Genomic DNA, 13,797 nt, shown 5'->3' with positions numbered 1-13,797 from the left:
TTACATGAATGACCTGCGTTTCGGCTAAAAAGAGATCACCCTCTACCTCTATCAGTTGAGCCATTGGCTATGAGGATAAATTGCCTCTTGTCGTTTTGACAGGCAGCCTCAGACTGGCGAAACGGTAGGTGATTTCATTGTATTCGGACAATTTTGCGCAAGGTTCTGTAAAGGACTCGTCGACCAAACGCTCAGGTTGGCGAGGTTTCAAGCGCGCGTTCGACATCGTCTTCTCGCTTCTGGCACTTGTCTTCCTGTCTCCGGCGCTGGTGTTGATCGCTGTCGTGCTTCTACTGGTTGACGGAGGCCCCATCATCTTTCGCCACAAAAGAATCGGGCGCGATGGCCGGCCGTTCTACTGCTTGAAATTTCGCAGTATGCGAAAGGATGCTGACAAGGTGTTGCAGGAACTTCTCGCCACTGATTCGGCCAAGCTAAATGAATGGAAGGACACCCAGAAACTAAAGAGGGATCCTCGGATACATTGGCTGGGAAAATACCTCCGTATGACTAGCCTGGACGAACTTCCCCAGCTGATTAATATCCTGGCAGGGCAGATGAGCATTGTTGGTCCAAGGCCGATAACCGCGGGGGAGTTGGAGCATTACGGGCCACATATCCACTGCTATCTTGCGTTAACGCCCGGATTGACCGGTCTCTGGCAGGTGTCGCGGCGCGCCTCCACGTCCTACGAGCAACGCGTTCAGTTCGACATTGAATATTACAACAAATGCTCGATGCGCACCGACATCGCAATCATTGCAAAGACGATCATGGTTGTTCTGTTTGCGCAAAACGATCGGTGATGCCGCTTATACTACCCAGTAAATGACGGCAGCCCAAAAACTTAGGCAGATAAGGAGAACAAACCATCTGAGTTGGAACTTCAATGTAAACTCGCTCATGGATAAGCCTCTTACCAACTCCGGAGCTTCAAGGAGCTCATAACGTGATGCCGAAAGTGCTCGGGCTCGAAATGAGTTAAACTTGGGATTCACAAATATATCGACGAAACGTCAATAAAATTTGAAATCATGTCCACTCCAGACCGGCACAAAGGGTGGTTGATACTCTCCGCGGCCAAATATGATGATAGATACGAAATAAGGCAGGAATACTGATGCCAGTCTTACTTTCAAAAACTTGTGCGTGGCTTTCCAGCAAAGCTACTTCGCTGCGAGGAGGCACCGGCTCGAGCGTCCGCTCCCTCATCAGTAACGCAATGTGGACCTTGGCTGCCAAGATCGTCGTGCAGTTCACTCAAGTGGCTACATTCGTCGTGGCGGCACGGACACTGGCCTCCGCGGAGTTTGGTCTCTTTTCTTACGTGGCTGCCTTGGTTGCCTTGCTGCTTGTATTAGCGGAAGGGGGGTGGCGCGAATTCGTCATGAAAACCAATCATGAGGAAGGACGGCTAGATCAGATCGCAACGGTGGCCATCATCTCGGGTGCCTCGGCGATGATGGTTGGGCTCAGTATTGCGACATTCCTGGGCTTATATCTCAAGATGCCGCACGAGGCTCTGCTGGTAACACTGTTTGGCCTATGGTTGCTGCCAACTCCGTTTTCTTCTGTTTGTGAGGGCATCTTCATCGCCGACGCTCGCCTTCGGGAGCTGAGCATCATCAAGGTCGCGGCGGAACTTTGCGGGACGGCGCTCGCAATTTTGGGCCTTTTGCACGGCTGGAACATCTTCGCGCTCGTGGCGGGACGCCTCGTCACTCAGCTGCTGACCGTGATCGCCTTTATCGGAATACTGCGATGGTTGCCGCAGCTTGGCATCCGTTCGGTTTTCTTTTGGGAGATCTTCGAGTTTTCCAAACACGTTGTGTACAACCGCATGATTGTGCTCATGCGATCCTATTCCGGCACACTCGTGGTCGGCAGCGTTCTCGGCCTTGCAGAAGCCGGCTACTACCGTGCAGCCGAGCGCATTGTCTCTGCTTTCACCGACCTTGTCTGCGAACCTGGACGGCAAATTGCGTGGGGCGTCTTCCGCAAAGTTGCGGCTTCAAATGGGGCCGGAGGAGAGGCGTCACCGGAAATCGGCGCCAAGGCCACCAATTATCTGGTTTTCCTGATGGTGGCTTCGGCTCCTGTGCATATAGGGCTTGCGCTGATGTCAGGCACTCTGATCCATCTTGTGCTCGGTGACGACTGGGCACCCGCTGCCATTCTCGTCAGTCTTCTGTCCGTCAAACAGATCTTGCTCGTCCCGGGCTGTATCACCGAGCCACTTCTTTCGCTGACGGGTTCTATCCGGAAGGTGCCAGGCGCCATCTTGATCAACAGCTTGGTATCCGTCGGCCTCATGCTCGCTTTGTCACCGTTCGGCATGGTGGCGGCGGCATCGGGCCAGTTTATTGCTGCTGTCTTTTCATTCGCTGTTTCGGCGTGGCTCCAAAGTCGTTACGGCGCAGTCAATTGGCTAAGGGTCTTGCGCGGCTGTGTCCATCCGGTGGCTGCTCTAATCGCAATGGCGCTGACGGTCATCGCGCTCGGCAATGTCGCCACGCAGTCGTTGGCCAGCGGATTGACCACCAATGTGCTGCAAATTCTGGCCGGCAGTCTTGTCTATGCCGCCACTCTGGCAGTGCTGCACAAGATTGCCGGCGGTCTTTTGCCCGTCACAGCGGCTAACCTGGAGATCAAGCTTTGAACGTCACCCGAACGCAATTAAATGGCCGCGATACTTGGTCTGTGAAGATGAAGCATACCGTAAAGGCCGTGCTTTTAAAAATTAGGTCAGGCGCTGGTAAATCGCGAGTGCCGTTGCAGATAATTGCTGGCCGACTCCGCTATCTGTCGCCACTTCCGCGCCGGTTTACAGGTGCCTACCTCTCTTTCGACGACGCCATAGCTGCCGCGGCGAAATTAGGCCCGCTCACGGGCTATAATCATGATGAGATCGCCCATGTGTCGTTTGAGAAAATGTGCGAGGTCGTGCCGTGGGACTATCCGGTCATGTTCTGGTTGAGCAGGCTTGGCCCCAATATTGACGGCGTTCTTGATGCTGGCGGCCATCTGGGCACAAAGTACCGCGCCTTTCGAGACATGCTGGATCTCCCGGAAAACTTCCAATGGATTATCTACGAATTATCCGCGATAGCGGAGGCTGGGCGCAAACGCGCGAAACTGGATCGGCTGGATCAACTGCGCTTTATCGACAGTCTCGAAGATGCGCCCAGGCTGCCACTGTTTCTGGGTTCTGGATTGATGCAGTATCTCGACGTTCCGCTGTCTTCACTGCTCAGCGGCTTGCCGGCGCTCCCACGCCACTTGCTGCTGAACAAGGTGGCTTTCAAGAAAGCTGGTCCGCCCGTCGTTACCCTGGAGCGCATCGGCAAGGCCTATGTTCCCTATCAGATGCGAGACGAGAAGGCATTCGTAAGTGATCTGGAGAAGCTGGGCTACCGTCAGATCGACCGCTGGTCTATCCCCGCCATTTCGCATGTTATCGAGACTCACCCGGAGCTAGGAGCCAGCGAGAGCGCGGGTTTCTATTTCAGGCTTCAGCAGACATAGCTCCCGTCTATGGCCAGCAGAAATAAATGGAGGCGGCATAGATTACCGCAGAAGTAAGCGGAGATCGGGCGAATGCCGTCACGCCTATGAGGATCTCGCCAAAGGGCGCGCAGCCAGACTGTTATAGCCGCTCTATATTTTGCGGTGCCAGCCGTCCGGATAGCAGGTCGCGAAACGCCAGCATGTTGCCTTTCAGGCGGCCCTTGCGGTCTATCCATGGTTCGGCCCGCCAAACTTTCACAAAATTGGCCAATACGTTGCGACCTATTCGGACGAAGGCTTGGCGAAAGCTCATGGTCTTCTTGCGCATCAGGTAAATAGGATTGGCGACTTGCGAATAACCTAGCCGAAAGTTGGAGGTTCGGCCGACCTTGGTACCGAGGTGCACCCCGATGAGCCGGGGCGAAATAACGACCCGACCATAGCGCGCGGCAGTCCGGCTGAAATCGAGATCCTCCAGCCAGCCATAAAGTGGCAGATTTTCGTCGAAACGCAGCCTGCCGATGTGCACGGCAGACATGCGTACGGCAAGGTTGCAGCCATAGCCGCTAAAAACGTCACGAAGAGGGCTTTCATCGCTCGGCGTCGGTATATTGCGCAGAAGATCTAGCCCTTCTGCGAGAGAAATACCCGGACCGGAAATCCCGTCAGCAATGACTGTTCCAGTTGAAATATCTGCATCCGGGTTGTTCTGGAATAATAGCTCCAATTCGGCGAGGTAGGTTGGAGCGAGCAGGAAATCATCGTCCAGGAAAAGAACAACGTCTGCATCGGGGACTGCGTCCAGAATGGCATTGCGCTGTTTGCAGAGGCCGCGCTGTGACAACAGTATGCGGACAGGGCATGGTAGAAGAGATAACGCCTTGGCATCGACATCAATGAGGCGTGGGACACAGATCAGGATTTCGGCGGGTTGCCGCGTCTGGCGGGCGAGATGCGGGACCACCTCAGTGAGTATATCACGCCGTCCTGCGCTGGGTATGCCGATCACGAGCGCCAAGCCGGGCAATGTCGTTACAGTTTTTTTTGCCGCAACTGCTTGTGCCGCTTCGATAGCCATCATCGCAGACCCTTCGACAAGGCAGGACGGCGGCGGTGGGCCGTGTTGCTCCGGTTCGAGATGACGCCGAGCAGTGACACACGTGAGCGACCAAACGCCTTCAATGCCTCTGTAAGACGCTCGATTGTCAGTTTTTTGGTATTCCCGATCACCACGATGATCCCGTCGACATGAGAGCATATGGTGCGCGTGTCGGCGGATTCTTCAAAGCCAGACATATCGACGATGATGACCTTGTAAAGCGGGCGAAGTTTGACCAGCGCTTCTTTAAGGGCGGACAAGTGTGCGTAACGATAAGGAGGTGTTGCAGAACGCCGGGTCTGTTCGATGGTCAGCAGCGGGAGCGGCACGTCAGAAACCTCCGGCTCTACGCCTGCATCGTGATCGATATACGTACGCTCGGAGCACCTTGTAACACGCGCAAGGCTCGAGACACCGATTCCATCTGACGGATCGCCGAGCACCGACGGATGAATTGGCGTGAGGGCGAAATCGGGTGCAGCATTGAATGCAAGCCGAGTCAGCCGCGCCGCCACGAAATCCGCGTCCACGAGAAGCACCGACTGCTGCTCGTTCTGATAGAGCTGTGCCAAGTTAGTTGCTATTGTCGTCTTGCCTTCGCCGCACCCCACCGAAGTTACACCGATCACCATCGATCCATGGCTTGGGGCAAGTGAATCCAGGGAGTTCTTTACACTCCGGAGCGCTTCGGAGAACGCCGAATAGGGCATATCCAAAACAGCTCGAAGAGGCATAACCGATGAGGGAAGTCTTTCTCTGTGGCCGTTTTCAGCAAGCGCCGGTTTGTAGACAGGCACATTGCCCAAAGATGCGATGCCCAACTCTCGCTGAAGTCGCTCGCTGGACCCCGCTCTTCGGTCGAGAGCACTGCGCAGGACGGCGGCAAACAAGCCGAATGCCATACCGAGTACCATCGAAAAGGGCAGAAGCACGGACGGCTTCGGCCAATTCCGGCTTAACGGTTCAGTTGCCGCCGTCACGATACGTGCGTTTCCAAGTGGAAACGACTGTGTCTGAAATGCGCTGACAAACTGCTGGAGAATGCTCTCGTACAACCGCCTGTAGGTATTGGCCCTGCTTTCTATCTCAGCCAGTTCAACCCGCGCTATGTTTTTGTCCGCTCCTTGACGGTCAGCATTTTCAAACTGCTGATCAGCGAGAGCTTCCCGTTCCTTCGCAACCGCGAGGTTGGAACGATAAAGCGCCTGGACCTGAAGAAGCTCACCGACAATGTTTGATTTTATGCGCGCTATTTCGGTTTCGGTAGCGATGATCGCGGGGTTGCCGGCACTATAGCGTTCCTTCAATCCCTGGAGGCGTGTATCGGCGAGGCGCATTTCCTCGCGCAACTTCTGGATCTGCAGGTTTTCGCCAATCTCCGGCAGATTAGCATCTGTTGAACTGGTCGCGATTAACTTGTTCAAAGTCGATAACTTGGCCTCTGCATCGGCAGTCGCTGCCCGGGCCGATAGCATCTGGCTGCTGATCTCAGCCAGTTGTTGCTGATCCAGCGAAATCGCATCGGTCATGGCTGTTATGTTGTGCTTGTTGCGATACTCTTCGGCTGCCAAGGCAGCTTCCTGTGCCTTGCGACCAACGTCTATCAGTCGCCCTTCGAGCCAGAGCGCTCCCTGCTTGGCCGCTGACTTACGGTCATTCAGACCGTTTTGAATATAGGCCTCTGCCAAAGCATTCGCTGTTCGCGCGGCTTTTTTTGGATCGCCGGAACGGTAGCCGATTTCCAGAACATAAGATTGCCCGACGCGACGAACAGAAACGCGCGACAGAAAGCCGTTCATCGTTCTGCGCATGCGCTCTTCTTCTTCAGGAGGCCCCTGTATTTCATCGCCTCCCCCGGTAATGAGATTCATTACCGACGTCGCATACTCGCGCAAGGTGGACTGCCAGGACGTGGAGTTGACGATTTCAGGATCGTTGAACAAGCCGAGCTTGCTGATGACGTCCTGGGCAATGGCTTCCGATTTGACAATTTCCACCTGGCTCGCAATTTCAGCCGCCTCGATGATGACCGTGCCGGTTGCCGCATCCTGGGAAAGGATGCGGCTCTGTTCGGGATCAATGACGAGACGCACCGTTGCCTCGAAGCTTGATGGCGTTCTAGCGATATAGACCACACCAAATAGGATGCCCAGCACGGTCGAAAGCGCAATAATCGGGATGTTGCTTTTCAGGAAATTGAATAGATCGCGGATGGAGACGGCTTCCATACCTGATGCCTCACGTCTCGCTATGGGAGGAAGGGTCTCAATCGTTCCAAATTCATGGAGTCCCACGTGTTTTTCTCTCCGTTGTATCCTTAGATCCCGGCATGGCTATTGCGACGGCTGGCTTATGATGGAGGTCCATGCCGCCTCGGCCATGCTTGATGAGATGTCATAGCGTACGTCGAGAACGTCGCCGGGTGCGAGTTCCGCAGTTTGCGGAAGCTTTGTCGGCGTGCCGCTACTACCGGCTCTCGTCACCCAAAACTCCAGAGGCTGGACGGCCGCAGCAGCACGTGAGGCGTCCCGAGATACCGTCGCACCTGCTGCCTGCAGCAATTCGATCACTGTCCCGCGTTTCAGCTTCGTGTCTTCGATCTCGGCGGTGACTTCCTGAAGGTCGCGTCCCGCTTCTGTGCGCCGCTGGCCTTTCAAGGTTATGGCATCGCGTTCCGTCTCACTGAGCTTCTGCTTCGCACGCATGGCCGCAATCACCAGATCGAGCTTGTTGCTGCTCAGGTCGGCCACGACCCGTTCCAGTGCCGTCTCTCGCGATTTTGCCAGAGTGCCGGAAGTGACCAATGATGCGATGCTGGCCAGTTCGTCCTGTGCGATTACAATTTGACGGTCCTGCACTGCCGTCTTTTCATCCAGCACGCTGATTTCTTTCTGAAGCAGAACCTGCAAGTCCGAGAGAGCCGTCAACTGTCGCTTTAAAGCTTCGGCGCGCGCCACGAACAGATCTCCCTCACTCCGCATAAAGAGATTCTCGGTGCTGCCTGTGCGGGCATTCATCAACTCGGCAGGAAACGCGACCTTGGGACTGTCGTTCAGTTCTGCTTCAAGACGCGCGCGTTTTGCCATCAATTGTGTCAGAGACAGATCGTAGCGTTTCAGCTCGCCGGCATAGCGCAATTGCTCCAGCTCACTTGAACCGTTCGCATCTTTTCCACGCTCTCGCCCCCCTGCCATTGCCATGGCCTGGGTGATGGTCAGTCCCGGTCGATATTCGAGCTCGCCTGGCTTGGCCACAACACCGGAAATGTACAACACTGGATAGCGTATGATTTCCACGGTTGCGACCGGCGCGGAGGCGAGGCCCGTCTTGGTTTTGAGAAGTCTGGCAATCTTTTCCGCTGTCGAACTTGGGGTTTCGTCTTTCACGGAAAACTCGCCTAGCAGCGGAATTGCCATGGTTCCTTCAGGCGAGACTGAATATTGACCATTGAGCGCCGTCCATTCTTTGTATTCCCCGGTGGAGGCAAGCCATTCAACGATGGTCACCTTCACCTGCGTCAGCGGTAGAAGACTCACTTCTGCTGAAGCTGGACCGGCGAACTGCAGAACCAGCCAGCCAGCCAAGGCACAGTACAAATACCTCGACCGATATCCACGCACCGGATGCGGTGTATTCGAATATGGTGTCAGCATACCGCGCTACCTCGTCGTTGGGGTGCGTTGACCTGCCGGAGTTATTGGCGCGGACCGTCACCATATGCCTCATCATCGCATGGCAACAGACTGAGTAAATTCTCTCTCCTTCGGTTCGCTCTAATCACTTTTGGTAGCAATAACTACGCCTGCACTCCAATTGGGGGAGTAGGAGGCATGTTCCGAGCTAATCCAGTGCGTCTTTTGATAAGGCGAGGCACTCCGTTCAGGGCCGTTTTGTCACTTTGGTGGTCGCCGCGAGACTTATGGCGCTCTGTTCAGACGAGGAGACGCACGAATAGATTGGTCCAGTGGTTGGGGAAGGAAGACCTATGCAAGTAGCGATCATTCACTATTGGCTCATATCTATGCGTGGTGGTGAGAAGGTTATTGAGGCCCTGTGCGACATGTATCCCGATGCAGACATTTTCACCCTGGTCTGCGATCGCGAAAAGCTCTCGGAAAAGATACTACGACACCGGATCTTCACCTCGTTCCTGCAGCATATTCCCGGTTCCAGGAAACATTACCAATCGCTCCTTCCATTGATGCCGTTTGCCTTGGAGAGTTTCGACCTCAGCGACTATGATCTGATCATCTCAAGCGAGTCCGGCCCGGCAAAGGGCATCATCCCGCCGCCGCATGCAGTACATATATGTTATTGTCACTCACCGATGCGCTACTTGTGGGACCAGTACCATTTCTATCGCGGCAACGCTGGGAGGATGGCGAGGTTAATGATGCCGATGCTGACACCCGTGCTGCGGGCGTGGGATGCGAGTTCGAGCCTTCGCGTAGATCGGTTTGTCGCCAATTCGCATCACGTCGCCAATCGCATCGGCAAATACTACAGACGCTCCTCGGTCGTGGTCCATCCACCGGTCGCCACCAACGATTTTGCACCCGGCGCCCAGGTGGACGACTTCTATCTTTGCGCCGGACAAATCGTGGCCTACAAGCGTATAGACTTGGCCGTCCGCGCCTTCACGAAGCTTAGGCGCAATCTTGTCGTGCTTGGCGATGGCGACAGCCGGGAGATCAAGGCGCTCAAGCAGATCGCGGGCCCGACAATAAGGTTCATCGGCCCGGCTTCCTTCGCGGAACTCAAGTCTTATCTTTCGCGCTGCCGCGCACTCGTATTTCCCGGTGAGGAAGATTTTGGCATCGTCCCGGTCGAAGCCATGGCAAGCGGTCGTCCGGTCATCGCCTATGGCCGAGGTGGAGTCCTTGATACGATCGTTCCGGGCCGCACAGGTATTTTGTTCAAGAAACAAACTGTCGAATCCTTGGCAGAAGCCATCGAAATCTTCGAAGCGATGGAAGAACGATTCAATCCCGATACGATCCAGATGCACGCAGCGCAATTCAGCGCTATGAATTTCATGATGGAAATGAAAGTGGTTATCGAACAGGAGCTTGCACGGCGCAACAAAGCGATAGAGCCCATAAAAATGGCAAAGTCGCATTCCCCGCTTTTCGAGGGCGTGGACCAAGTGCCACTGCATTAGGCAGGTCACGTGCGCCAGGCTAGCCGCTATTGAGCGGTGCGCACGATAGAGTGCGGGCCGGGATTTATTTTCATATCTTATATTTGATATGCTGATTGAATTTGTGTTTTTGATTTTGGTTGGATTTTGGTTGCGGGGGCAGGATTTGAACCTGCGGCCTTCAGGTTATGAGCCTGACGAGCTACCGGGCTGCTCCACCCCGCGGAATAATGTTTGGACAGCAAGATGGCCGCTATTTGAGCGACCTCATTTTGGGACGAGGCCCGATTGTTTTGCGATGAGAAGATTATGATTTCATTGCCTTTTGCAGACCTGGCAGCGACCTACTCTCCCGCGTCTTAAGACGAAGTACCATTGGCGCTGGGGCGTTTCACGGCCGTGTTCGGAATGGGAACGGGTGCGGCCGCCCCGCCATAACCACCAGGTCGGCAAAGGGCAATGTTGATGCTTGGCATCAACATTGTTCCCTTTTCTTTGGCAAACCTTAGGTCTTCGCTTTCGCTCAGAAGGGTGCCAAAGCGTTAATACGGAACCGTATTGATGCTTTGCATATTGAGAAGCTGGTTGAGGTTACCCTCATTTGTCTTAGTCGAACACGTTTTGGTTTGTTTCCCTTGCAGTGATTGGACGAAGTCCGCAAGCGCAAGGCGCGTCGCCGAAGGTTCGGCGCGTGGTTCTAAGCGACGGCAAAAAGGGCCGACAGCGTGAGAACAAAACAGATGGCATCATCGAAGCCTTTGGCTTTGATGAGCATGGTCAATGAGAACGATTAAGCCGATCGAGCTATTAGTAACGGTAAGCTTCACACATTGCTGCGCTTCCACACCCGTCCTATCAACGTGGTAGTCTTCCACGGCTCTGATAGGGAATACTCGTTTTTAGGTTGGTTTCCCGCTTAGATGCCTTCAGCGGTTATCCATTCCGTATATAGCTACCCTGCTATGCCGTTGGCACGACAACAGGTCCACCAGAGATACGTCCATCCCGGTCCTCTCGTACTAGGGACAGATCCTATCAATATTCCTACACCCACGGCAGATAGGGACCGAACTGTCTCACGACGTTCTGAACCCAGCTCACGTACCGCTTTAATTGGCGAACAGCCAAACCCTTGGGACCTGCTCCAGCCCCAGGATGCGATGAGCCGACATCGAGGTGCCAAACAACCCCGTCGATATGGACTCTTGGGGGTCATCAGCCTGTTATCCCCGGCGTACCTTTTATCCGTTGAGCGATGGCCCTTCCACGCGGGACCACCGGATCACTATGACCGACTTTCGTCTCTGCTCGACTTGTCAGTCTCGCAGTCAGGCGGGCTTATGCCATTGCACTCGACGACCGATTTCCGACCGGTCTGAGCCCACCATCGCGCGCCTCCGTTACTCTTTCGGAGGCGACCGCCCCAGTCAAACTACCCACCATACACTGTCCCGGATCCGGATAACGGACCGCGGTTAGACATCCATGACGATAAGGGTGGTATTTCAAGGATGGCTCCACAAGAACTGGCGTCCCTGCTTCAAAGCCTACCACCTATCCTACACATGCCGACACGAATGCCAGTGTAAAGCTATAGTAAAGGTGCACGGGGTCTTTCCGTCTGACCGCAGGAACCCCGCATCTTCACGGGGAATTCAATTTCACTGAGTCTGCGTTGGAGACAGCGGGGAAGTCGTTACGCCATTCGTGCAGGTCGGAACTTACCCGACAAGGAATTTCGCTACCTTAGGACCGTTATAGTTACGGCCGCCGTTTACTGGGGCTTCAGTTCAAAGCTTGCACCTCTCCCTTTAACCTTCCAGCACCGGGCAGGCGTCAGACCCTATACGTCGTCTTGCGACTTCGCAGAGCCCTGTGTTTTTGATAAACAGTCGCTACCCCCTGGTCTGTGCCACCCCAAAACACTTGCGTATCCTGGGGTCACGCTTCTTCCGAAGTTACGCGTGCAATTTGCCGAGTTCCTTCAACGCAGTTCTCTCAAGCGCCTTGGTATACTCTACCTGACCACCTGTGTCGGTTTCGGGTACGGTCTATACGGTGGAGCTATTTCCTGGAACCGCTCCACTGCAACACCAATCCAATAAGGTGTTACAATTTGTGCGATCCGTCACTACCACCAGGCCCACGAATATTAACGTGGTTCCCATCGACTACGCGTGTCCGCCTCGTCTTAGGGGCCGGCTAACCCTGCTCAGATTAACTTTAAGCAGGAACCCTTGGTCTTTCGGCGAGGGGGTCTCTCACCCCCTTTATCGTTACTCATGTCAACATTCGCACTTCCGATACCTCCAGGAGCCCTCACGGGTCTCCCTTCACAGGCTTACGGAACGCTCCGCTACCACTGCAGTGACAAGTCACTACAATCCTCAGCTTCGGTGCATGGCTTTAGCCCCGGTACATTTTCGGCGCAAAGACCCTTATTTAGACCAGTGAGCTGTTACGCTTTCTTTAAATGATGGCTGCTTCTAAGCCAACATCCTGGTTGTTTTGGGATCCTCACATCCTTTCCCACTTAGCCATGACTTGGGGACCTTAGCTGGAGGTCAGGGTTGTTGCCCTCTTCACGACGGACGTTAGCACCCGCCGTGTGTCTGCCGATTAGTACTCCTCGGTATTCGGAGTTTGGTTAGGATCAGTAAGACGGTGAGTCCCCATAGCCCATCCAGTGCTCTACCCCCGAGGGTATTCGATCGACGCACTACCTAAATAGTTTTCGCGGAGAACCAGCTATCTCCGAGTTTGATTGGCCTTTCACCCCTAGCCACAAGTCATCCCGATCTATTGCAACAGATATGGGTTCGGTCCTCCAGTTGGTGTTACCCAACCTTCAACCTGCTCATGGCTAGATCACTCGGTTTCGGGTCTAATGCATCTAACTCAATCGCCCTATTAAGACTCGCTTTCGCTGCGCCTACACCTACCGGCTTAAGCTTGCTAGATACACTAAGTCGTTGACCCATTATACAAAAGGTACGCCGTCAGGCTTGCGCCCTCCGACTGCTTGTAGGCATCCGGTTTCAGGTTCTATTTCACTCCCCTTGTCGGGGTGCTTTTCACCTTTCCCTCACGGTACTGGTTCACTATCGGTCATGCACGAGTACTTAGGCTTGGAGAGTGGTCTCCCCATGTTCAGACAGGATTTCACGTGTCCCGCCCTACTCAAGGACAATCAGTGTTCTACGCCTACGGGGCTGTCACCCACTTTAGCCAAGCTTTCCAACTTGTTCGGCTTTATTCCTGATTGCCACTGGCCTGGTCCGCGTTCGCTCGCCGCTACTAACGGAGTCTCGGTTGATGTCCTTTCCTGCAGGTACTTAGATGTTTCAGTTCCCTGCGTTCGCTTCTTACCCCTATGTATTCGAAAGTAAGATACCTTATATCAATGCTTGGAAACCCAAACCGAGCCTAAACTCAATTTGGATTCTCCAAGCATCTAAGGTGGGTTCCCCCATTCGGAAATCCATGGATCAAAGCTTATTCGCAGCTCCCCACAGCTTATCGCAGCGTATCACGTCCTTCATCGCCTGTGCATGCCAAGGCATCCACCAAATGCCCTTAAAACACTTAATCGTTCTCATTGCCAATGCTCATCCTTATTCGAACCTAAAGCCAGATCTCAAAGCCTAAACTTCAAAATCAAACCAAAGGTCTGGCCACCGGGGAAGTGTTAAAAACCCCGTACCAATCACCCCAACACACAAGGTAAAACCCAATGCATAACGAATGACCAAAAGACCGGTTACCTTTTACAACCAGCCCTGTCAGATGCCATCGACGTGTTCGATCCGGTCCCTTTCTTGGAGTTACGCCGAGCAACTCACACGGAACCAGATCTTTAAGACCAGCTTCTCGAGATCAAATCCGGTACCGCGCGGTCAGGCAACGGTAATCCGATGTGCCGTCAGACAAGGGCCTAAACCCTCAAACAACGACAGCATCCAGAGTGACAAGCTTCCCACCTACATCCAATCCCTCACCAAAATCCGGTCGGCTAGACCGTCATAAGGTTCACCGGGAAAGGGTTCGGACA

7 protein-coding genes, 1 tRNA gene and 2 rRNA genes are annotated in these 13,797 nt (G+C 54.2%); 4 read left to right on the top strand and 6 right to left on the bottom strand.

Annotated elements, in window-relative coordinates:
• Positions 1–131 precede the first annotated feature (131 nt).
• The 3 genes from ACWPM9_RS01335 (at position 132) to ACWPM9_RS01325 (ending at position 3,525) form a co-directional block, all read left to right on the top strand.
• Positions 132–806, top strand: coding sequence for a sugar transferase (locus ACWPM9_RS01335; RefSeq protein ID WP_484757565.1), 675 nt, complete (start codon positions 132–134; stop codon positions 804–806).
• Between the two features lie 416 nt (positions 807–1,222).
• Positions 1,223–2,659: an oligosaccharide flippase family protein gene (locus ACWPM9_RS01330; RefSeq protein WP_484756485.1), complete on the top strand. Its 1,437-nt coding sequence runs from the start codon at positions 1,223–1,225 to the stop codon at positions 2,657–2,659.
• Positions 2,656–3,525, top strand: coding sequence for a methyltransferase, TIGR04325 family (locus tag ACWPM9_RS01325; protein WP_484756484.1), 870 nt, complete (start codon positions 2,656–2,658; stop codon positions 3,523–3,525). The genes ACWPM9_RS01330 and ACWPM9_RS01325 overlap by 4 nt, the downstream gene beginning before the upstream one ends.
• 121 nt (positions 3,526–3,646) lie before the next feature.
• On the opposite strand, the gene ACWPM9_RS01320 is transcribed toward ACWPM9_RS01325, so the two are convergent.
• The 3 genes from ACWPM9_RS01320 to ACWPM9_RS01310 all read right to left on the bottom strand — a co-directional run bounded on the left by ACWPM9_RS01320 (position 3,647) and on the right by ACWPM9_RS01310 (position 8,142).
• On the bottom strand, positions 3,647–4,588 hold the full coding sequence (locus tag ACWPM9_RS01320; RefSeq protein WP_484756483.1) for a glycosyltransferase family 2 protein: 942 nt from the start codon (positions 4,586–4,588) through the stop codon (positions 3,647–3,649).
• Positions 4,585–6,834, bottom strand: coding sequence for a GumC family protein (locus ACWPM9_RS01315; RefSeq protein ID WP_484756482.1), 2,250 nt, complete (start codon positions 6,832–6,834; stop codon positions 4,585–4,587). The genes ACWPM9_RS01320 and ACWPM9_RS01315 overlap by 4 nt, the downstream gene beginning before the upstream one ends.
• Before the next feature lie 105 nt (positions 6,835–6,939).
• Positions 6,940–8,142, bottom strand: a complete 1,203-nt coding sequence (locus tag ACWPM9_RS01310; RefSeq protein WP_484756481.1) for a polysaccharide biosynthesis/export family protein — start codon at positions 8,140–8,142, stop codon at positions 6,940–6,942.
• 449 nt (positions 8,143–8,591) lie between these two features.
• Between ACWPM9_RS01310 and ACWPM9_RS01305 the strand changes: the two genes are divergently transcribed.
• Complete coding sequence (locus ACWPM9_RS01305) at positions 8,592–9,767, top strand: glycosyltransferase (protein ID WP_484756480.1); 1,176 nt, start codon at positions 8,592–8,594, stop codon at positions 9,765–9,767.
• 127 nt (positions 9,768–9,894) lie between these two features.
• Here ACWPM9_RS01305 and ACWPM9_RS01300 read toward each other — a convergent pair.
• The 3 genes from ACWPM9_RS01300 to ACWPM9_RS01290 all read right to left on the bottom strand — a co-directional run bounded on the left by ACWPM9_RS01300 (position 9,895) and on the right by ACWPM9_RS01290 (position 13,337).
• Positions 9,895–9,971, bottom strand: a tRNA-Met gene (locus tag ACWPM9_RS01300).
• Between the two features lie 106 nt (positions 9,972–10,077).
• Positions 10,078–10,192 (bottom strand): 5S ribosomal RNA (rrf, locus tag ACWPM9_RS01295).
• 340 nt (positions 10,193–10,532) lie between these two features.
• Positions 10,533–13,337 (bottom strand): 23S ribosomal RNA (locus tag ACWPM9_RS01290).
• Positions 13,338–13,797 lie beyond the last annotated feature (460 nt).

The sequence above is a fragment of the Agrobacterium sp. H141 genome, from assembly GCF_057158725.1.
This window is presented reverse-complemented; position numbering and strand designations above follow the sequence as displayed.

Coding starts and splice junctions, on each gene's coding strand:
- ACWPM9_RS01330 (WP_484756485.1), top strand. CDS start 1,223: ATGTGGACCTTGGCTGCCAAGATCGTCGTGCAGTTCACTCAAGTGGCT.
- ACWPM9_RS01320 (WP_484756483.1), bottom strand. CDS start 4,588: ATGATGGCTATCGAAGCGGCACAAGCAGTTGCGGCAAAAAAAACTGTA.
- ACWPM9_RS01315 (WP_484756482.1), bottom strand. CDS start 6,834: ATGGAAGCCGTCTCCATCCGCGATCTATTCAATTTCCTGAAAAGCAAC.
- ACWPM9_RS01305 (WP_484756480.1), top strand. CDS start 8,592: ATGCAAGTAGCGATCATTCACTATTGGCTCATATCTATGCGTGGTGGT.